This window comes from Rahnella sp. BIGb0236 (assembly GCF_004364755.1).
GTDB classification, from domain to species: domain Bacteria; phylum Pseudomonadota; class Gammaproteobacteria; order Enterobacterales; family Enterobacteriaceae; genus Rahnella; species Rahnella victoriana.
In genome coordinates this window covers 37,353-58,424 of record NZ_SOAO01000011.1, presented here as the reverse complement: position 1 = coordinate 58,424, position 21,072 = coordinate 37,353, and the positions used below count along the sequence as shown (strand labels likewise).

The following is a 21,072-nucleotide window of genomic DNA, read 5'->3' as shown; positions in this document are numbered from 1 at the left end:
GAGCTCATTTATATTTTTACATCCCCTGTGATAACCGCCTCAAAACCTCACATTGAAATGTGTTGCCTTGTGATTTTCGCCCGAACGCCTCTGCTGCTAATTTGACCGCATTCGTTTTATATCGGTTTAATTTTAACTTCTGAGGAAAAGGTCATGATTGGTGCAGCACAAGCCCGGGATATCGTATTAATGGAGCACGGTATCGTACTTGCTATTGTCGGGATGTCGGCGTGGGGCGGATTGGTCCGCTATATCATGCTGAGAACACGTAAGCCGTTTATTGAAGAGTTGAAAGCCTGTCTTCTGCAAATTGTCGTTTCTTGTTTCACCGGGATGCTGGTGAGTATTTTTGTTCTTTCGCGGGATGCAAGCGATGACCGGTTAATGATCGTCGCCGGTTTAGGAGGCGTGTTTGCCGGTCCGCTGCTCACGCTGGTGGGCAAGAAAATCGCGGGTTATATCGATAACTACAATCCGGTGCCCAAATAAGCACATTCACTTCTTCCACTTCTTCCACTTCTTCCACTTCTTCCCCGGCAACCTGCATACGCCGGGGATTTTTTTGCCTGTTCTGGTAGCTGACAGGTTACGCCCCGCTTAACTTGCCACCAGCATCGGTTCCAGCACCGGCGCGGTTTGTTCGAAGACCAGTGACAGCAGGATCTTCTTCACGGCCATCGCTTCCTGCGATAACGCCAGCGTTTCTGACACGCAAAGTGAAAGCGGCACCTGTATCGACGGGCTGCTGATGCAGGACATCCAGGCTTTCGCCGGGCCGGTCATGGCACGGGCGGCAGACTCCGGCAGGATAGTCGACCCCAGCCCGCTGGCGACAACAGCCGTCAGCGTGGCGGAGGATTCAATTTCACCAATAATATTGGCGCTTAAACGGCGCACCGCCATGGCATCATCCACCAGACGGCGCATGACATTGTGCGAACGCGGCATAAACAGGTTAAGTCTCGCCACATCACTGAGTTCGACATATTTCCCCGGATTCGGCACGGAATGCGCTCCGACCAGATACAAATCTTCTTTCATCAGCGGCTGACTGCTCAGCCCGGTCGCGGTATGGGTGGCGTAAAACACGGCCATATCCATGCGCCCGTTGAGCACTAAATCGCCCAGCGCGGTGCCGAAATTCTCGTTGAGATACAACAGAATACCCGGATGCTGCTTGCGGACTTCCTGTAATAACGGCAGCGCCAGCTGAGAAGCCGCCGTTCCCGGCGCGAGACCGACTGAAACCTGCCCGCTCAGGGACTGACCGGCGTTGTTGACCGCGCTGTGGATCTGGTCGCACTGGCGTAAAATCGCCTGCGCATGGGAATAAAGAATATTACCGGCTTCGGTGGGAGTGACGCCGCGCTTGGTGCGAATCAGCAATTGTTGCTGCAATTCCCCTTCCAGTGTCGCCAGTTGCTGACTTAATGCCGGTTGGGCGATGTGCAGAACATCAGCGGCCTGCGTCAGGCTGCCGATATCGACGATTTTCACAAAGTACTTCAGACGTCTGAGATTCATCTCGGTCTCCATCTTGCGCGAAAAGGGTTTACCCCGGGCTGTCGTTATTGGTGTGAATAATAAGCGTGACTGATAAAAGCAAGATTTACGCCAATCTCCGGCGCACAGCGGAAAAACGCCCGTCGCCGGGGCTAACATCGCAAGATATAAGAGAAAACGATTACGGGAGGGGAAGAAAAACCGGGAAGACCAGAAAAAATTAAGCCGAATGTAAGGCTCTGCATCACAAGAGTGCACCAACATAATGCATTCTTATGGAGCAGACTTATAAATTAGCAGGGTTAATATCTGTGATGTCACGCCACGCTGCCGTGACATCACGCTCAGATGAAGTGCTTATATTGACGGGATCATGCCGCCATCCACGCGGATCACTGAACCGGTCATATACGAAGCCTGCTGGCTGGCGAGAAACGCCGCCACCGCGCCATACTCTTCCGGTTTTCCGTAACGTCTGGCCGGAATGCTGGCGGCACTTTTCGCCGCAACGTCTTCCACCGACGTGCCTTCACGCCCGGCGCGGGCGGCATCAAGCTGCCCCAAACGCTGAGTAGAAATGCGTCCCGGCACCATGACGTTAACCGTAATGCCGTCGTCCGCGACTTCAGAAGCCAGTGTTTTTGACCAGCCGACCAGCGCCATGCGCAGCGTATTCGACATCCCGAGACTGGCAATCGGGGCAATAACGCCGGACGAAGTACTGGTAATGATCCGCCCCCAGCCCGCGTTGTGCATATCCGGCAGCACTTTATCGGTGAGCTGGATCAGCGAACTGACCATGGTTGAAAATTGCGTCTGCCAGGCTTCCGGCGCGACACCTGCGGCTTTGGTCGGCGGCGGCCCGCCGGAGTTGTTAACCAGGATCCCGACCGGACCCAGTGTGCGGCGGATCTGCATCAGCACGTCATCGAAGCTTTCCGGTGCCGTCAGATCCAGCACCCACGCCTGCGCGGTGCCGCCCTGCTTTTTAATCAGGCTGACCGTCTCCTGCAACGCACTCAGCGTACGCCCGCAGACCGCCACCTGAACGCCTTCGCCCGCCAGGGCAATGGCCATCGCACGGCCTAAGCCGCCGCCCGCACCACTGACCAGCGCCACGCGGCCCTGAATACCAAAATCCATCACTTTTTCCTCTGGTTTACGTATGACAAAAACAGCGGATCACCCAACCTTGCTGACTTTGTTGAGCACCATCTGATAAGCCGATTGCAGGTGACTGCGCATCATCTCCGCCGCCGCCTCCATCCGCCCTTCCAGCACGGCGTCGATGATCGCGACATGTTCCTCGCACCATTCGCGCACGCGTTGTTTATTGGTGTAACTGCCGAATTCCAGCAGGCGGCGCAGCCGGTTTTGCTGCTGGATCGCCTGTAAAACGAAAATATTGCCGCTGAATTCCGCCAGCAGCTCGTGGAAGGTGGCGTCCGTTTCGAAAATCTGACGGCCATCCACGGCCAGAATATCCGGGTGAGTAATCAGATAGATATGCTGCATCCGCAGACGCCGCAGTGCGCTTTTATCGGCGTGAAAACCTGCCGCCATCAGCGCGCCCGGCTCAATCATCAGACGGAAACCGTAGCCGTTACTCAGTGCCACGTCAGTATTGAGCGTCGGTAAAAACGACCAGCCATGCCCCTTGTTACGGGCGATCAGACCGTCTTCCGCCAGCCGCAACAATGTCCGCGCCAGCACCCCGCGATCGACGTCATAGCGTTGTGCGATTTCCGTCTGGGTCAGGGAATCCGGCAACTTTCCGGCAATGCGATCCTTCACCAGTTGCTCATACAAATCCTGATCGCTGCTGGCGGGAATATCGATGCTGATCCGCTGAAGTTCATCAAAGGCTTTCAGCAGAAAAAAACCCTGATTGCGCCGGGCTTCGATAATCCCCAATTCACACAGCAATTTCAGCGCAGTACGTACCGGCGTGCGCGAAACGCCGAGCATATCGGCCAGTTGTTGTTCCCTGAGATGATGACCTGGCTCAAATCTTGCTTCACGTATCAGGTCAAGGATTTGGTTTGCCAGACGCCTTCCGCTGGCTGTCGTAGTTTGGGTCATGGAGTTGCAGTACCTGAAAGTATTTGTTGTTTAGGTTTGTACAATATCACAAGCCTTGAGGATGGTGAAGTCTGGTTATAAAGCCCCCAAATCGTGCAATTAATGCACCAAAAAAGAGCCTTGACTCACAAATTTAATTGTATTTAATGAGACACAAAGAGCAATCCTGCTCATGGGAAACGGGAGTCTGTCATGTCAAAAAAAGCTTTTTTGCGTCGATATGCCGCCATCTCTCTGGCCGCTATTTGCCTGAGTGCCCCGCTGTTCAGCCAGGCCGCCGCGCCTGCACTGGTCAGCAAAGGTCAGCTGACGTACGGCACTGCTGCCACGTTCATGCCGTTTGAATTCACCAAAGACGGCAAGCTGACCGGTTTCGATATCGATCTGATCACCGCCCTGTCGAAAGCACTGGCGCTGAAACCGGAACCGATGTCGATGGAGTTCAAAGGGCTGATCCCTGCGTTACAGGGGAAACGCCTCGATATCATCAACTCGGCGATGTACATCAACCCGACCCGCTCTGAACAGGTGGATTTTGTGCCGTATCTGAAAATCGGCAGCCGGGTGATTGTGGCGAAAGGCAATCCGGAAAAAATCACCGGCCGCGATTTGTCGCTCTGCGGCAAAAACATTGCCGTGACGCTGGGCGGGATTGAAGAGAGTCAGGCGCGGGCGGATAACCAGAAATGTCTGGATGCCAAAAAACCGGCGCTGACCGTACTGACCTTCCCGGCCGCGACGGATTCCGCCGTGGCGGTGGCTCAAAAACGGGCTGACGCGGAATTCCTGTCCACACCGGGTGCCGTGGCCTTACTGAGCGAAAAAGGTGACACCTTCGAAGCCGTCGGTGACGAGTTTGAAGCTGACACCCATATCGGTTTTGCGGTGCGTAAAGGCGATGCCGAAATGAAATCGCTGCTGGAAAAAGGCCTTCAGGATCTGGTGAAAGACGGCACTTACCAGAAACTCATCACCAAATGGCAGTTCCCGGCTTCCGTATCCATCTTCTGACATCCTGAAGTGTAGAAAAGCGTTGCCCTGACGTTGAGGAAAGTTCATGTCGCTTGATCTTGTTTGGCAATACCTGTTCTCACCGGCGTTCTTTCAGGGCGCATTAATGACCTTGTTGTTAACGGTGTGCTCGTTGTTCTTCGGCATTATCGCAGGGCTGGTTCTGGCCCTGTTGCAGGAATCCCGCTTCCGGGCGGGTTCCGTACTGGCGTTCTTTTATCTCTGGTTGTTCCGCGGTACGCCGGTGCTGTTCCAGATTATTTTTGTTTACAACGTACTGCCGACTTTCGGCCTGCGTTTCTCGGCCTTTACCTGTGCGGTGATGGCGCTTTCATTAAATGAAGGTGCCTATATGGCAGAGATTTTACGTTCCGGTTTACAGGCCGTGCGCAGCGGTCAGCGAACCGCAGGGATGGCGCTCGGCATGACCCAAAGCCAGATCATGCGCAAGATTGTGTTACCACAGGCGGCGCGGATTGTGCTGCCGCCGATGGGGAATCAGATGATCAGCATGCTGAAATCCAGTGCGCTGGTGTCAGTGATTGCCGTGCAGGAACTGCTGCTGATCGCCAACCAGACCGCCAGCGCCAGCTTCCGCTATTTCGAAGCACTGTGCGCCGCCGGGATTTACTACCTGGTGCTGACCTCCATTTTCATGGTCGGACAGGCGTGGCTGGAACGCTCGCTGGATCCTAAAAAGCGCAAGAAACCCGCGCTGTCACTGACTGAACGCCTGCTGCGCAGCAGCACGCCAAACTGAGGAGAAGCCCGTGAGTAAATCCAAACCCGTTCTGGAAATCATCGGCGTCGATAAACATTTTGGCGCACAACACGTGCTTAAAAACTGTTCCCTGAATGTGGTTCAGGGCGAAACCGTGGTGCTGATCGGCCCGTCCGGCTCAGGAAAATCCACCCTGCTGCGCTGCATTAATTTGCTGGAACCGATCCAGGGCGGATCGATTTTCTTCCGCAATCAGGACATCACCCACGCCAGCATGGAACCGCATAAATTGCGCCAGGATATCGGCATGGTATTCCAGAACTACGAACTGTTTTCTCATCTGACCGCTGCTGAAAACATCATGCTGGCACCGATGACCGTGCTGGGCGTCAGCCGGAGCGAAGCCGAAGCGCAGGCGCTGGAACTGCTCGGCAAAGTGCGTATTCCGGATAAAGCCGATGCGTTCCCCGATGAGCTTTCCGGCGGCCAGCAGCAGCGCGTCGCCATTGCCCGTGCGCTGGCGATGAAACCGAAACTGATGCTGTTTGATGAACCCACTTCGGCACTCGACCCGGAAATGATCCGCGAAGTGCTGGATGTGATGGCCGATCTCAGCGCCGAGGGCATGACCAGCATTGTGGTGACGCATGAAATGGGCTTCGCCAAACGCGCCGCCAACCAAATCGTCTTTATGGAAAACGGCGAGATTATCGAAAACGCGACCGGCGAAAAATTCTTCGGCGGCGACGTCAGCCTGCGGGCGCAACGTTTCTTAGATCAAATCTTACATTGATCATTTTCAGCACCACCAGACACCTATTGCGCCCTCACCAGGGGCCTGACTTTTGCCACAACACTGTTTTCAGGAGACACCGATGAGCCTTTCATCGCCCGATATCAGCAGAATGAAACGCGATCTGGCTGCACTGGTCGCGATTAACACCGAAAACCCGCCGGGACGCGAACGCGAAGCGGCAGAACTGATCAGCGCCATGCTCAGTGAAATCGGTTTCGACATGACGCTCAGCGAGTACGCGCCGGGACGCACCAACGTCATCGGCAGGCTGGAAAACGGCAGCGGCCCGTGCTTTGCCTTTAACACCCATATCGACGTCGTTCCCGCCGGTGAAGGCTGGCAGCAGGATCCCTTCACCCTGACCGAACGCGATGGCAGGTTATATGGCCGCGGTGCCTGCGATGCCAAAGGCCCGCTGATCGCCATGATCGAAGCCATGCGCTGGCTCGCCGCCAACCGGAATGACTGGAGCGGCACGCTGATGGCGATTTTCGTCGCCGATGAAGAAGTCGCCAGCGAAGGCGCGAAGTTTTACGTCCGCGAAGCCCCGGCACATATCGATTACGTGGTGATCGGCGAACCGACGTCTAACACCACGTATTCGGCACACAAAGGCAGTTTACGTCCGCTGGTTCGCGTTCACGGTGTTACCGCGCATTCCGGTACGCCGGAACTGGGCGAAAACGCCATTTTCCGCGCGGCAAAATTGCTCGGGCTGGTGGAAGAAACGCACCAGCACACCGTGCGCTGCCGCTGCCATCCGCTGGTCGGCAATGCCAGCCTGACAGTGACCCGCATTAACGGCGGCCATGCCGATAACGTGCTGCCGGGTGCCTGCGAATTGCTGCTCGACCGCCGCATGGTGCCGGGCGAAGACGAAGACACCGTCAAACAGGAAATTCAGGATTTACTGCAACTGGCGCACGACAAGTTCGGTGTGCGCAGCGAAATCGTCACTTATAAGCCGACCACCGGCGGCGCGACGGAAACCGATTCCGATGACCCGATTGTGGTGGCGGGCGTGGAAGCCTGCGCCGCACAAGGCAATCCGGAACCCGGCCCGTTCGGCTTTCAGGGAGGATGCGACTTAGTGCATTTCCGCAGTCTCGGTACCAAAGGCATCATCATCGGCCCCGGTTCTCTGGCCGTTGCGCATAAACCCGATGAATTTATCCCCATCGATGAATTCGTGGCGGGCAGCAAAATTTACTGCGATGTCGCATTAAAAATGCTGAAACGCTGAGGGGAAGCCGGTGAAAGCTACGTTATATCGCGCCGATTTGCGTTATCCGCATCTGCAACTTTACACCGCCTCTTCCGGCAGTGTGCCGGGGCTGGACACCTTGTATCTGTTGCTTGAAGACAAAAACGTCAACGGACTGGGCGAAGTGCGTATCAACATCGCTTATCTCAATGGCTACCCCGCCGAACGGGTATTGAGTGACGTGATCCGGGCGCTGCATCAGTTGGATCTCAGCCAGCCTGCCAGCACGCTGCTGCTCACTCTGCCGCACCTGCTGGCGGATTTTCTGGCACCGACGCGGATGATGCTGGATATCGCGCTGCATGATCTCATCGCCCGTCAGGAAGGCATCAGCGTGGCGCAACTGGCCGGGGCGGAAAACAGCGAAACGGTCAGCTATCACACCAACCAGACGCTGTTCTGGACGCCGATGGATCAGATGCTGCAACAGGCCACCGCCTACGTGGAACGCGGGTTTACCCAGCTCAAACTGCGCGTCGGCGTGGCCTCATTTGCCGAAGACGAAGCGCGTCTCAGTGCCCTGCGCCGCCGGTTCGGGCATGAGATCAGTTTGTCTGCTGACGCTAACGGCCAGTGGCAGCCGGAAGACGCCCGCCGCCATTTACCGGCGCTGGCGAAATTCGACATGCGTTATCTCGAACAGCCGGTGTCCGATGCCAATGCGCACTATTATCCGGCCCTTGCCGACGCCAGCCCGGTGCCGCTGATGCTCGATGAAAGCATGAGCAGCGAGGCGGATTTAGACCGTATTTTGCAGCTTAACGGCAAGATCATGGCCCATCTCAAACTGGTCAAAATGGGCGGCATTGCGCCGACGATTGACGCCGCCCGACGACTCAACGCTGCCGGTGTGCCTTTTATGATCGGTCAGATGAACGAAGGCGGTGCCGCAACCGCCGCTGCGCTGCACGTCGCCCGTGCCTGCCAGCCCGCATATGCAGAACTTTACGGTGCCGACGGGCTGGGCAACGACCCGGTTCACGGCCTTACCTATCATCAGGGGTTACTCAGCAGCCAGCCGGGCGCGGGGCTCGGCATCCGCTTTACCCCTTCCCAGGCAGAATTTATTCAGGAGTTTGAACAATGACAGCAACAGCATTGCCCGATCTGGGCCGCGTCGTACCCGGCGCAGAATCCGCATTTCGTGAAGCCGAATACCAGCAGCGCATGGTCAAGGCGCGCCAGTTACTGGTGAACGCCGGTCTGGACGTGATGGTGATCACCGGCCCGGAAAACATCTTTTATCTGACCGGCCAGCAAACCCCCGGCTATTACACCTTCCAGACGCTGGTGTTGCCGGTGGAAGGCGACCCGGTTTTTGTTATCCGTCAGCTGGAATATTTTAACTTCATCTCCAACACCTTTATCCGCGACGCCGCTATTTATACCGACGGCGATAATCCGGTGAATTTCCTGCTTGATGTACTCAAAGCGCGCGGCTGGATGAAAAGCCGGATTGGTATCGACAAGCGCGGCTGGTTCCTGCCGATTGCCGTGTATGAAGCGTTGCAGGCTGAAATCGGCACTATCCACGATGCGGCCGGGGTGATCGAACAACTGCGCGCCGTGAAATCGGACGCGGAACTGGAAAAAATGGCGCACGCCGCCCGTTACGTCGATGCGGGGATGCTGGCAGGCCGCGCGGCGATTGCCGCAGGTGCCACGGAAAACGACCTGGTCTCCGCCATGATGGGCGCGGCCATTGCCGCCGGTTCGGAATACATGGGCATGGAACCTCTGGTCTCCAGCGGCCCGCGCACCGGAGTACCGCATGGCACATGGCGTCGCCGTAAAATTCTGGACGGCGACCCGATTTTCCTCGAAATGGCCGCCACGCACGACCGTTATCACGCCGCCCTGATGCGTTCGGCGTGGCTCGGCAAACCGCCTGCCATTGCGCTGGAAATGGAGAAAGTCTGTCAGGAAGCCTTGCAGGCTGCGCTCGATGCCATCCGGCCGGGGGCAACCTGTGAAGCGCCACATCTGGCGTGTCAGGCCGTCATCGACCGCGCAGGCTACACCGATAACTTCAAAAAACGCACCGGCTATTCGATTGGCGTGTCGTTCGCACCGGACTGGGGCGAAGGCGCGATCCTCAGCCTTTACAGCGGCATTACCACCGAACTGCAACCGGGAATGACCTTCCATATCCCGCCTGCGCTGCGCATTTACGGTGAATTCACCGTCGGCGTCAGCGAAACCATCGTGGTCACCGAAAGCGGCTATCGCGCCCTCGGCACGGTGGATCGTCCGCTGACCTTACTTTGATTTTGCCTTTAACAAGATGATGGGAACCGAATAAATGAAAGACATCAGTGAAAGTCAGGCACGCCTGAAGGGGATTTTTAACATTACCGTGACGCCTTTTACGGCAGGTGGCGAGTTTGATTTTGCCGGGTTATCACGCAACATCGAGCGGGTGATCGGCCTCGGTTATGACGGCATTTTGATTGGCGGCACCTACGGTGAATTCCCGGCGATGACCGCAGACGAACGCGCCACACTGTTCCGTCATGTGATGGAAGTGGTCGGCGACCGTGTGCCGGTGATGCTGTGCAGCGCCGGATCCGACGCCCGTGTGGTACGTGATTTAACCCAACTGGCGGGCGATCTGGGCGGCCTGCCAATGGTTACGCCTCCGTTCGTGTCTGAAGTGACCGATGCGCAAATCATCAGCTTCTTCAAACAGATGGCACCGTTATCGCGCACCGGCATTCTGGTGTATAACGCGCCGGGTATCGGCATAACGCTGCCGCCGGTGGTGCTGGAACAACTGGCCGATATCGAAGGCGTGGTCGGCATCAAACAGGGTGATCTGAACCCGACCGCTATCGACCAGATTGCTAACCGTCTGGGCGGACGTCTGCGTCTGTTCTGCGCTTCCGATCTGGCATTTTTAGGGCCGATGATGTGTGGTTTTGACGGCATCAGCACCACCAACAGCGGCGCGCTGCCGGAGATCATTCTGGCGACCTACCGCGCACTGGAGAACGGCGATGCCAATACGGCCCGCGAACTGCACCGTCTCTGGTATCCGTACCGTGCCCTTGCCCGCCGTTTCGGCCAGCCGCAACTGGTGAAAGCAGCGATGAATCTGCGCGGGTTTGACGGTCACCATGTACGCGCACCGCTGATTGACCTGGAACCGGACGTTATCGGTCTGGTGGAACAGGAGCTTCGCCGTCTGGCCGCCGATCCACGTTCCGGCGTCACCCTGAAGTAATCCACATTTTTGCGGCAATCCCCGTCTGAGCAGGCGGGGATTTTCTTTTGTTGCATCCCCTTTTTCGAGACATCACGCAAAACGGATAATGCTTTTTTTTCTGTTCTTGCCATCCCATCACCACGTATATACCTTTGCACTATATTTTTCAGGCGAGTAGTATTTGAGCAGAAGTTTTGGCTTACATAACACCACTGAGGAGTATCGACATGCCTAAAGGCACCGTCTTTTTAAACAACAGAACGCAGAGCGTACGTATTCCGGCAGAATGCCGTTTTCCTGATGAGGTAAAAATCGTGACGATAAGAAAAGTAGGGAATTCACTGGTATTAACCCCCGCCGATAACAGCTGGGATAATTTTTTCGGCAGTGAACTGCGCGTCACTGACGACTTTATGGCAGATCGCGCATCACAAGATCAGTCTGACAGGGACACGTTTTAATGCTGACCTATCTGCTGGACACCAATATTGTTATTTACATACTGAAACGCAGGCCGATGAGTGTGCTGGCAAAATTCAACCAGCACACGGATCAGCTGGCCATCTCGATGATCACCTACGCGGAATTGCTGCATGGCATTGCGAAAAGTGCCAGCCCTGTCAAAAACAAGCTGGCGGTCGAGGAGTTCGTCTCCCATCTGCGTATCATCGATTATGACCAGAAAGCGGCCGCGCATTACGGACACATCCGTGCCTGTCTCGAAAAGTGCGGCAACCTGATTGGCGTAAACGACATGCATATCGCCGCACAGGCGCGAAGTGCAGGCATGGTCATGGTGACCAACAACCTGCACGAGTTCGCCCGCGTGGACGGGCTGCTGACAGAAAACTGGGTCGGTCCGATCTTAACGGCGCTGTAAGCCCGCCGTCTCTAAAAATGCCATCAGCAACGGATGGGGTTTTACATGCAATGACGACAGCTCAGGATGCCCCTGCACACCGAGATAAAACGGATGCCGGGTGTATTCGATACCGTCCGCAATCTTGCCGGTGATGTCTGTTCCGCTGATCTGCACGCCATACTCTTCCAGCGCAGGTTTCAGCCCGGGGTCAAGGTGAAAGCGGTGGTTATAACGCACGGGATATTCACCGCCAAGAATGTCATGCAGCCTGCTGCCTGCCCGTGAATACATCAGGTGATTGCCCAGACGATGCACCGGAAAGGTCGGCGTATCGGCCAGCGGAATAAAGGTTTTGATCTCCGCATCCGGGTCGGCTTCCGTCAGGTTAGCTTTTTCGGAACCCAGCATTTTTTGCACGAGAGCGGTGGTCATGGTTTGCATTCCCAGACACAGACCGAGAACGGGAATATTACGGTTCAGGGCGTAATGCGCTGCACAGATTTGTCCGGCAACGTTACACATCGCCGCCCCACCCGGCAGCAAAATGCCATCCACGTTTTCCATCACTTCATGCAGATGTTCTTCCAGCGCCAGCGGCGCGGCATAGACGATATCCAGCGACAGCGAGAGTGCGTCTGCCGCATCACCCAGCGCCGCCAGCGTGGCGGGATACACACTGCATTGATCTGACTGCGCGCCCACCAGAGCAATACGCAGCGAAGTGCCGGTTTGCGGCGGAGTATTATGATTTATCCAGCGCCCGTAGCGGTCACGCCACCAGCATCCGGCCGTTTCATCAATCTGACCATGACGGCTGAACGCATAGCCCTGATTGGAACGCTCCACGTTGATCAATTCGTAATCAAACGCATTTTCGCGTACCTGCCGCGCAATGTGCGTGAACTGAATGATCTGCATCGGACCAAGCGGGATCACCACATCCTGCGTACCAAAGGTATCCAGTAACTCGTCCAGCTCCATCACCCTGCCCGCACTTTGGGGGTTCAGGCGTTCCGTCCACAACAGTCCGCTGGTCATCAGTTGCCCTTCTCCGATGACGTGCTGACAGGCATCCGGATAACGTGCAATGTCCCAGCTCACCGGCAGGTGCGCCAGAGGTAAATGTTTTTGTGCCGCCAGTATTGCTGCCATCGCGCCATACAGCGACGGTTCCGGTGTGTCGTGCGCAACAAAAATAAAAGCCATAAGACAACCTTGAAATATAAAAGGAAAGTTCAGGTAAGCCGCTGACAGCAGGTCAGTAAAACGGGCTACCCGGCCATTTCCGCCGGTAAAATCCTGCTCAGCACGAAGAAATTATGAGCAAAGCAAAAAGAAGAATGGTAAGTTTAAATTGGTTTTAATGATTCACATAATACAATTTTGTTATTGTTCAAACAGGGGAAACAATGTCTGCTGAATTTCTTGCACCGCGTTTACGCCGCGTGCGCCCTTCGCCGACTGCGGCGATTTCCGACCAGGTTCGCGCGCTGAGCGCGGAAGGGACTGATGTCATTAACCTTGGCGAAGGTGAACTGGATTTCGACACGCCTGAGCATATTAAGCAGGCAGGCATCGACGCGATTGTACAAGGTGACACAAAATACACCGCCGTTGCCGGTACCGCCGCGCTCAAACAGGCCATCATCTCTAAGTTTAATCGCGAAAACAGGATCAGCTACCGTCCGGAGGAAGTCATTGCAGGCAGCGGTGCCAAGCAGTTGATCTTCAATGCACTTTTAGCCACCGTTTCGGCGGGCGATGAGGTGATTATTCCTGCGCCCTACTGGGTGTCTTATCCGGATATGGTGACGCTCGCAGAAGGCGAATCGAAGAAGGTTGCCTGTCTGGAAACTCATGGCTGGAAGTTGCAGCCTGAAGATCTGGCCGCGGCGATCACCCCGAAGACCCGCTGGGTGATCCTCAATTCCCCTAACAACCCGACCGGCGCCGTATATTCCGCCGACGAACTCCGCGCGCTGGCCGCCGTTCTGCTGGACCATCCCCATGTGCTGGTGATGGCAGACGATATTTATGAGCAGATCTGTTTCGTGCCCGGCACGTTCGCCACACTGGCGGAAGCCGAACCGCGTCTGAAAGACCGGCTCCTGACCATCAACGGCGTATCCAAAGGCTATTCGATGACAGGCTGGCGTCTGGGTTATGCGGGCGGTCCGGCGTGGCTGATTTCAGCGATGCAAATTTTGCAGTCGCAAAGTACGTCCAACCCCAGCTCGATTTCTCAGGCAGCGACCGTGGCCGCGCTGGAACAGGGCAGCGAATTCATCACCGAATGGATCGAGATCCTGACCCGCCGCCGTACCCTGATTATGGATTGCATCAATGACGTTGATGGCCTGAGTGCGCAAGTGCCGCCGGGGGCATTTTACGTGTTCGCCAACTGCCAGGGCATGACAGGCAAAACCACGCCTTCCGGTGACATCATTCACACTGATGAAGATTTTGCGGCTTATCTGCTGAAATCGGCCCATGTCGCCACCCTTCAGGGTTCTGCGTTTGGCGCACCGGGGTATTTACGCATTGCCTACGCCATTGATGACAGCCGTTTACAGGAAGCCTGCACGCGGATCAGCCGCGCGTGCCGTGAACTGCGTTAATGCTGAAAAGGCCTGTCTGATGCCGGAAACAGGCCATTTTGACTCTATTCTCAACAACTTGACTAAAGTATCAGCAAACGCACGCATTTATGCAGTTTCCCCTTTGACATGCCACGGGGCACTCGCTATTATTCGCCCCGTTCACACGATTCCTCTGTAGTTCAGTCGGTAGAACGGCGGACTGTTAATCCGTATGTCACTGGTTCGAGTCCAGTCAGAGGAGCCATATTAGAGAAGCCCGCTTAAGGAAACTTAAGCGGGCTTTTTGCTTTTGTGCTTAATACCACTTTATCGCTAAAGTCCCCTGCTTTCAGGCCGATATCTTTCATTTGGATTGAAAAAGAGGCTGCAATGAAGAGTGCATGGTTAGCAGGACTGCTTTGTGGTTTGACACCACTGGCGTACGGGGCTTCATTTGATTGTGAGAAAGCATCTGGATTTATTGAACTGACCATTTGTTCAACGCCTTCTCTTTCCGACATGGATTCCCAACTCAGCAAATTGTATGGTCAGGTGCTTGAGCAGCAGCCACAAAACAAAGCTCTGTTGCGTAAATCTCAGCTGTCATGGCTGAAGGACGTCCGCGGCAAAGCCACTACGATCCAGACGCTGCAGTCAGCCTATCAGGCTCGAATACTGGATTTGCATACACTTTTAGGCGATACGGCACAGCCCACAACACAGCAAACAGCCGCAATCACGGAAGTTTCGCAACATCCTGCCACCACGACTCTCCCACCAGCGCCCGTCAAATCCGATCTTCAACTCAAAGCTGAAGCCGGAGATCCGCAAGCACAGGTGGAATGGGGGATAAAGCTAAGTGAAGGCGATGCGCAGCAGAAACGCGAAGCCATCACCTGGCTGGAAAAGTCTGCTGAAAATAAAAATACTTCGGCAATTCAGCGACTGGGTTTCCTTTACACATATGGCAAAGGTGTTACACAGGATGTCAGTAAAGGGTTATCGCTGACCCGCCAGGCAGCCGAAGCCAATGATGCCAATGCACAAATCGATCTGGGCTATGATTACGCCAACGGTATCGGCGTGGAGAAAGACTACCAACAATCGCTCGCGTGGTATGAAAAAGCGAAACAAAACGGCAGTCCGCTGGCTGACCAAAATATCAAAGCCGCTAAATATCACATCGCCGAAGAGGAAAAATATAAAAATGGCTTCACCGCCATTATAACCTGCGGCCCGGTGACATCGGCTGGATATGTCGATAATTGCTTTAACGACAGCGACTTAAAGGTCACCAATAACCACATCACTACGCTTTATAATATGAACAGCGGGAATTATCCCAGTCAGGCCGGTGAAGCCTATTCTGACGGACTGCATATAAAGCTTACCGAGAATTTCACCTTATTCGCACAGAACAGCATGGATAATGATGTCCTGACGGTCAAAATCATCAAGAATAGCGACGGAACTGTGGTCTATCAGGATCAGGCGTCCAAATACGGTGTCGTGAAAGTCACGAATTGATCTTCAGTCAGTGATGGGTTTGACTCAGGTCCGCTTAAGGAAACTTAAGCGGGCTTTTTGCTTTTGTTGCCCGCCATACTCACCTTTCCCCGCATTAAATTACCCTTTCACGTTGCAAAAGCGTTTTCACCCGCCCCTTGACGCTGTAGTCTCAGTAGCGGTTTTATCTTTGCGTCACGCAACATGCGCGCCCTTCCAGCGGATTTAATAACAAGAAATTCCAGAAATTTGAGAAACTGACAGGAAAATTATGGACTCCACGCTCGCTACCCCCCGCCCCGATGAGGAGATACCTTCATTTAATCGCGCCCGCCGCGCCGCCTGGGGAAGCTTCGTCGGCGCCGTGGTCGACTGGTTCGATTTTTTGCTCTACGGCATCACTGCGGCACTGGTTTTTAACAGCGAATTTTTCCCGCAAATCGACCCGGCAATGGGCACCCTCGCAGCATTTGCCACCTTTGGCGTTGGCTTTTTATTCCGTCCGCTGGGCGGCATTGTCTTTGGTCATTTCGGCGATCGTCTGGGACGTAAACGGATGCTGATGATGACCGTCTGGATCATGGGCATTGCCACCGCGTGTATTGGCATTCTTCCCTCTTTCGCGGCGATTGGCTGGTGGGCGCCGGCGCTGCTGGTCACCTTACGTGCCATTCAGGGATTTGCCGTAGGCGGCGAATGGGGTGGCGCGGCGTTGCTGGCCGTGGAAAGTGCGCCTGCGGGTAAAAAGGCGTTCTACAGCAGCGGGATCCAGATGGGATATGGCGTCGGGTTGTTGCTCGCGACCGGACTGGTGTCCCTGATAAGCAGCCTGACCACCGACGCGCAGTTCCTGAACTGGGGCTGGCGTTTACCGTTTTTGTTCAGCGTGGTGCTGGTGCTGGGCGCACTGTGGGTGCGTAACGGCATGGAAGAATCAGTCGAGTTTGAACGTGCTCAGGAACAGCTGCCTAAAGAGGCGAAAAAACGTTTACCGGTATTCGAAGCCCTGATTCGCCATCCCGGCGCATTTTTGAAAATCATCCTTCTGCGCCTGTGCGAATTGCTGACGATGTACATTGTCACCGCGTTCGCGCTTAACTACTCGACGCATAACCTCGGGCTGTCGCGGGAACTGTTTCTGAATATCGGGCTGCTGGTCGGTGGTATCAGTTGCCTGACCATTCCCTTGTTTGCCTGGCTGGCGGATCGTTTCGGGCGTCGCCGCATCTATATTACCGGCGCATTAGTTGGCGCACTCAGTGCCTTCCCGTTCTTTATGGCGCTCGAAGCCCGTTCCATTGTCGGCGTGGTGATCTTCTCGCTGCTGCTGGCGAATATCGCCCACGATATGGTGGTATGCGTCCAGCAACCGATGTTTACGGAAATGTTTGGCGCGGGTTACCGCTACAGCGGAGCCGGTGTGGGTTATCAGGTCGCCAGCGTTGTCGGCGGTGGATTTACTCCGTTTATTGCCGCCGCATTGTTGAACTTCTCCGGCGGTGAATGGCATTCCGTCGCCATTTATCTGATGGCGGGCTGTTTGCTCTCCGCCCTCACGGCAATGTTGATGAAAACGCCTCAGCCACACTGAGCCGCAGACCATTAAAAAAGCCCGCTTAATCGGTTTTAAGCGGGCTTTCTGACATTTCAGACAGGGTTACACCACCCGCAACTCGTCATAAGACACCATCACATGTTCCGCAAACGCCGGGCGTAGTTTGAGCTTTTCATAATAGTGTTCGATTGCCGGATACGAAGGCCGTTCAATCGCAATATCAAAGTAGCGGTACAGACTGTGACCAAACTGTATATCGGCCAGTGAGAATGTACTTCCGGCAAGATAGCCATGCCTGGCTATCTGCGCCTCGGCAATCGCCAGTTTCTTATTCAGGTTCTGCAATGATTTTTCTAATGCCTGATGATCCTGATCTTTCGCCGCCGTTCTCACCACCATCCAGAACACCGGCGCGGTGAAATTCATCGCCACACCGATTTTTGCCCATTCAGTCCACTTATCGATTTCCGCCCGGCGCTCCGCGTCTTTTGGCCAGAATTCATCCGCGCCGTATTTTCCTGCCAGATAACGCAGAATGGCACCGGTTTCCCACAACGGACTGCCTTCGCCATCGCGGAGCACCGGCACCGTGCCATTGGGGTTCATCGCCAGAAATTCCGGCGTGTCATTGCCACCGTATTTGTGCCCGATATCAAACCGCTCGTACTCCAGCCCTAACTCGCCGATACACCACATCAGTGCCTGAACATTTGACGATGTTTTTCTGCCCCATACCCGGATCATCTGCTTTCTCCTGTTCGTTCATAAAAGCGCCATCCGGCTTTTCTATCCTAATAAAACATTGGCGACGCCGGTCAGACAAGCCATATTTAGAGTGAATGATGATAAACGAAGAACCAAGGAAAAGCGTATGGATAACAAGTCCCTCACCGCTTCACAGGCGATTGAGAAGCTCGAAGAGATGTATACCAACTCGGTAGCCGCCCTGCGGGATGCGATTAAAGATTTCATCGTTCAGGGAACGCTGCCGGATATTGCCGCGCGTGCCGCCGGGCTGTTTGTTTATCCCGAACTGCGGGTCAGCTGGGACGGCGTAACGCCCGCCAAAAACCCGACCCGAGCCTATGGCCGCTTCTCTCATCCCGGACGTTATGCCAATACCATCACGCATCCGGAGCTGTTCCGCCATTACCTGCTGGAACAACTTTCCCTGCTGGAAGAGGAATACGACGCCGTGATTGAAGTGGTGCCGTCTCAGCAGGAAATCCCCTATTCGTACGTGATTGACGGCTCGGACCTGATGCTGGACCGTTCGATGAGCGCGGGGCTGGCGAAGCATTTTCCGACCACGGAACTGTCGCAAATTGGCGATGAAACGGCGGATGGCCTGCATTATCCCGGCGACATCTTCCCGCTGTCACATTTCAACGCACTGCGCGCCGACTTCTCGCTGGCACGCCTGCGCCATTACACCGGCACGCTGATCGAACATTTTCAGCCCTATGTACTGTTCACCAACTACACCCGCTACGTCGATGAATTTGTCAGCTGGGCCTGCGCGCAGATTGCCGATCCGGAAAGTCCGTATGAGGCACTGGCTTGTGCGGGCAGCGTGTTCATCACGGCGGAAACGCAGAATCCTGAGCAGGCGGTGTCCGATCTGGCCTGGAAAAAACACCAGATGCCCGCCTATCATCTGATTGCCCGCGACGGTACGGGGATTACGCTGGTCAATATCGGGGTCGGTCCGGCAAATGCCAAAACCATCTGTGATCATCTGGCGGTACTGCGCCCGCATGTCTGGCTGATGATTGGTCACTGCGGCGGATTGCGCGAAACGCAGTCGATCGGCGATTACGTACTGGCGCACGCCTATCTGCGTGACGATCATGTACTGGATGCGGTGTTGCCGCCGGATATCCCTATTCCGAGCATTGCCGAAGTGCAGCGTGCGCTGTACGACGCCACCAAAATGATGAGCGGTATGCCCGGTGAACAGGTCAAACAACGGCTGCGAACCGGGACGGTGGTCACCACCGATGACCGCAACTGGGAATTGCGCTATGCCGCGTCGGCGCTGCGTTTTAACCTCAGCCGCGCCGTCGCAGTCGATATGGAAAGCGCCACCATCGCCGCGCAGGGTTACCGTTTCCGGGTGCCTTACGGGACACTGCTTTGCGTGTCGGATAAACCGCTGCATGGCGAAATCAAGCTGCCGGGTCAGGCGAATAAATTCTACGAAGGCGCAATCTCAGAACATCTGCAAATCGGTATCTGCGCCATCGACCTGTTACGCGCCGAGGGCGATCATCTGCATTCACGCAAATTGCGCACGTTTAATGAACCGCCGTTCCGTTGATAACCACTCTGGCTCCCCTAAATAGTTCGTGTTGCAGGCAGGCGGCAAGTTTGATAATCCCGATGAGCTTACATTAAGTAAGTGACTCGGGTTATTAAACGCAGCCAACGCATCTGCGGCACGAAATATGACGGGGAATTAAGGATTTCCAAAAAAAGACTTTGCATATTGCACAGTCTTTTACCATCATAAATTAAAACGCTGTTCTACTTTCTGCCACCCTGGAACTCTCTTGCAAAACGTCATCGTCTCTTTGCGCAAAGCCATCGAGCGCACGCCCTGGTATCTGAAAAGGCGTTCTTACCGTACCTTGTTCTGGCGTGAGATTACGCCCCTCGCCGTCCCTATCTTCTTCGAGAATGCCTGCGTCCTGCTGATGGGGGTGCTCAGCACGTTTCTGGTCAGCTGGCTGGGTAAGGAAGCGATGGCGGGCGTAGGGCTTGCCGACAGTTTTAACATGGTGGTGATTTCCTTCTTCGCGGCGGTCGATCTCGGTACCACGGTGGTGGTGGCGTTCAGCCTCGGAAAACTCGATCATGAGCGCGCCCGCGCCGCCGCCCGCCAGTCTCTGGCAATCATGACGGTGTTTGCCGTACTGCTGGCGATACTTTTGCAATTTTCCGGGCATGTGATCATCGACATGATCGCGGGCAATGCAGAACCTGAAGTGAAAGAACTGGCGCTGTCGTACCTGCAAATGAGCAGCTGGAGCTATCCCGCGGCAGCGATTGCGCTGATCGGTTCCGGCGCCCTGCGCGGTGCCGGTAACACCAAGATCCCGATGCTGCTCAATGGCGGCATGAACATCCTCAATCTGATGATCAGCAGCGTATTGATCTACGGCTGTTTCGGCTGGCACGGGCTGGGCTTTATCGGTGCCGGTCTGGGGCTGACCATTGCCCGCTATATCGGCGCGCTCGCGGTTATTTTTGTGCTGATGGTGGGGTTCAATCCGTCGCTGAAAATCTCGCTCAAAAGCTACTTCCTGCCACTCAATACCAATATTCTGCGTGAAGTATTAGGCATTGGTATTCCTGCCAGTATCGAATCCGTGCTGTTTAACGGCGGTAAACTCCTGACACAGGTTTTTGTCGCAGGCATGGGCACCAATGTCATCGCCGGTAACTTTATTGCCTTCTCCATTGCGGCACTGATTAACCTGCCAGGCAACGCGCTGGGGTCGGCATCGACCATTATCGTCGGAACCCGTCTGGGTAAAGGACAAATTGCGCAATCCGAGCGTCAGTTGCGGCATATTTTCTGGCTGTCCACCTTCGGGCTGTGCGTGCTGGCGTTCCTTTCTGTGCCCTTTGCCGGGCTACTGGCACGGTTTTATACCAATGAACAGGACGTTATTGACGTCGTCAAAATCCTGATCTGGCTGAATGCCGCCTTCATGCCATTCTGGGCCGCGTCGTGGGTGTTGCCGGCAGGCCTGAAAGGCGCGCGCGACGCACGCTTTACCATGTATGTGTCGATGCTCGGCATGTGGGGTTGTCGCATCGTGGTGGGCTATTTCCTTGGCATTGTTCTGGGCTTCGGCGTGGTCGGCATCTGGCTCGGCATGTTCCTCGACTGGATCGTGCGCGGCCTGTTCTTCTACTGGCGAATGGCCAGTGGCCGCTGGTTGTGGAAATACCCGAGAGCCAAAAAGACAGAATAATCTTT

Annotated in this window: 20 protein-coding genes and 1 tRNA gene; 16 read left to right on the top strand and 5 right to left on the bottom strand. The window is 55.2% G+C overall.

Going from position 1 to position 21,072, the window contains the following annotated elements; all coding sequences use genetic code 11:
- Window positions 1-153: 153 nt before the first annotated feature.
- Window positions 154-489 (top strand): phage holin family protein, encoded by a 336-nt coding sequence (locus tag EDF78_RS19315; protein ID WP_133823696.1) that lies wholly within the window; start codon window positions 154-156, stop codon window positions 487-489.
- Between the two features lie 108 nt (window positions 490-597).
- On the opposite strand, the gene nac is transcribed toward EDF78_RS19315, so the two are convergent.
- The 3 genes from nac to EDF78_RS19300 form a co-directional block, all read right to left on the bottom strand.
- Window positions 598-1,524, bottom strand: coding sequence for a nitrogen assimilation transcriptional regulator NAC (gene nac / locus EDF78_RS19310; protein ID WP_095922427.1), 927 nt, complete (start codon window positions 1,522-1,524; stop codon window positions 598-600).
- Window positions 1,525-1,860: 336 nt separating this feature from the next.
- The gene (locus EDF78_RS19305) at window positions 1,861-2,646 is read right to left on the bottom strand and encodes an SDR family oxidoreductase (RefSeq protein ID WP_133823695.1); all 786 of its coding nucleotides are present in this window, start codon (window positions 2,644-2,646) and stop codon (window positions 1,861-1,863) included.
- A gap of 39 nt (window positions 2,647-2,685) precedes the next feature.
- Window positions 2,686-3,585: a GntR family transcriptional regulator gene (locus EDF78_RS19300; RefSeq protein ID WP_095922429.1), complete on the bottom strand. Its 900-nt coding sequence runs from the start codon at window positions 3,583-3,585 to the stop codon at window positions 2,686-2,688.
- Between the two features lie 192 nt (window positions 3,586-3,777).
- Between EDF78_RS19300 and EDF78_RS19295 the strand changes: the two genes are divergently transcribed.
- From EDF78_RS19295 to EDF78_RS19255, 9 genes are all read left to right on the top strand, one after another.
- Window positions 3,778-4,596 (top strand): ABC transporter substrate-binding protein, encoded by an 819-nt coding sequence (locus EDF78_RS19295; protein ID WP_119822283.1) that lies wholly within the window; start codon window positions 3,778-3,780, stop codon window positions 4,594-4,596.
- Between the two features lie 46 nt (window positions 4,597-4,642).
- The gene (locus EDF78_RS19290; RefSeq protein WP_095922431.1) at window positions 4,643-5,356 is read left to right on the top strand and encodes an amino acid ABC transporter permease; all 714 of its coding nucleotides are present in this window, start codon (window positions 4,643-4,645) and stop codon (window positions 5,354-5,356) included.
- A gap of 10 nt (window positions 5,357-5,366) precedes the next feature.
- A complete protein-coding gene (locus EDF78_RS19285; protein ID WP_095922432.1) occupies window positions 5,367-6,110 on the top strand; it encodes an amino acid ABC transporter ATP-binding protein in 744 nt (247 codons plus the stop codon).
- A gap of 82 nt (window positions 6,111-6,192) precedes the next feature.
- Window positions 6,193-7,356: a M20 family metallopeptidase gene (locus EDF78_RS19280; protein ID WP_133823694.1), complete on the top strand. Its 1,164-nt coding sequence runs from the start codon at window positions 6,193-6,195 to the stop codon at window positions 7,354-7,356.
- A gap of 10 nt (window positions 7,357-7,366) precedes the next feature.
- Window positions 7,367-8,464, top strand: coding sequence for a mandelate racemase/muconate lactonizing enzyme family protein (locus tag EDF78_RS19275; protein ID WP_133823693.1), 1,098 nt, complete (start codon window positions 7,367-7,369; stop codon window positions 8,462-8,464).
- On the top strand, window positions 8,461-9,645 hold the full coding sequence (locus EDF78_RS19270; protein ID WP_095922435.1) for a Xaa-Pro peptidase family protein: 1,185 nt from the start codon (window positions 8,461-8,463) through the stop codon (window positions 9,643-9,645). Before EDF78_RS19275 ends, EDF78_RS19270 begins: the two co-directional genes overlap by 4 nt.
- A gap of 34 nt (window positions 9,646-9,679) precedes the next feature.
- A complete protein-coding gene (locus EDF78_RS19265) occupies window positions 9,680-10,600 on the top strand; it encodes a dihydrodipicolinate synthase family protein (protein ID WP_095922436.1) in 921 nt (306 codons plus the stop codon).
- Between the two features lie 209 nt (window positions 10,601-10,809).
- Window positions 10,810-11,043 carry a type II toxin-antitoxin system VapB family antitoxin gene (gene vapB, locus EDF78_RS19260; protein ID WP_095922437.1) on the top strand — a complete coding sequence of 78 codons (234 nt, stop codon included), beginning with the start codon at window positions 10,810-10,812 and terminating at the stop codon, window positions 11,041-11,043.
- Complete coding sequence (locus EDF78_RS19255; protein ID WP_095922438.1) at window positions 11,043-11,462, top strand: PIN domain-containing protein; 420 nt, start codon at window positions 11,043-11,045, stop codon at window positions 11,460-11,462. The genes vapB and EDF78_RS19255 overlap by 1 nt, the downstream gene beginning before the upstream one ends.
- On the opposite strand, the gene EDF78_RS19250 is transcribed toward EDF78_RS19255, so the two are convergent.
- Entirely contained in the window at window positions 11,448-12,650 is a 1,203-nt protein-coding gene (locus EDF78_RS19250; protein ID WP_131693209.1) for a gamma-glutamyl-gamma-aminobutyrate hydrolase family protein, read from the bottom strand. The two genes, EDF78_RS19255 and EDF78_RS19250, sit on opposite strands and share 15 nt — an antisense overlap.
- Window positions 12,651-12,853: 203 nt before the next feature.
- Between EDF78_RS19250 and EDF78_RS19245 the strand changes: the two genes are divergently transcribed.
- The 4 genes from EDF78_RS19245 to shiA all read left to right on the top strand — a co-directional run bounded on the left by EDF78_RS19245 (window position 12,854) and on the right by shiA (window position 17,120).
- Complete coding sequence (locus EDF78_RS19245; protein ID WP_133823692.1) at window positions 12,854-14,062, top strand: pyridoxal phosphate-dependent aminotransferase; 1,209 nt, start codon at window positions 12,854-12,856, stop codon at window positions 14,060-14,062.
- A 150-nt stretch (window positions 14,063-14,212) separates the two neighbouring features.
- Window positions 14,213-14,288: transfer RNA gene (locus tag EDF78_RS19240), tRNA-Asn, on the top strand.
- Between the two features lie 125 nt (window positions 14,289-14,413).
- A complete protein-coding gene (locus tag EDF78_RS19235; protein ID WP_133823691.1) occupies window positions 14,414-15,550 on the top strand; it encodes a lysozyme inhibitor LprI family protein in 1,137 nt (378 codons plus the stop codon).
- Between the two features lie 250 nt (window positions 15,551-15,800).
- On the top strand, window positions 15,801-17,120 hold the full coding sequence (shiA, locus tag EDF78_RS19230; RefSeq protein WP_133823690.1) for a shikimate transporter: 1,320 nt from the start codon (window positions 15,801-15,803) through the stop codon (window positions 17,118-17,120).
- A gap of 66 nt (window positions 17,121-17,186) precedes the next feature.
- Here the strand turns inward: shiA and EDF78_RS19225 are convergent, their stop codons facing one another.
- The gene (locus EDF78_RS19225; protein ID WP_133823689.1) at window positions 17,187-17,828 is read right to left on the bottom strand and encodes a glutathione S-transferase family protein; all 642 of its coding nucleotides are present in this window, start codon (window positions 17,826-17,828) and stop codon (window positions 17,187-17,189) included.
- Between the two features lie 91 nt (window positions 17,829-17,919).
- Between EDF78_RS19225 and EDF78_RS19220 the strand changes: the two genes are divergently transcribed.
- The gene (locus EDF78_RS19220; RefSeq protein WP_279586836.1) at window positions 17,920-19,404 is read left to right on the top strand and encodes an AMP nucleosidase; all 1,485 of its coding nucleotides are present in this window, start codon (window positions 17,920-17,922) and stop codon (window positions 19,402-19,404) included.
- 232 nt (window positions 19,405-19,636) lie between these two features.
- A complete protein-coding gene (locus EDF78_RS19215; RefSeq protein WP_133823688.1) occupies window positions 19,637-21,067 on the top strand; it encodes an EmmdR/YeeO family multidrug/toxin efflux MATE transporter in 1,431 nt (476 codons plus the stop codon).
- The last annotated feature ends 5 nt before the right edge of the window (window positions 21,068-21,072 follow it).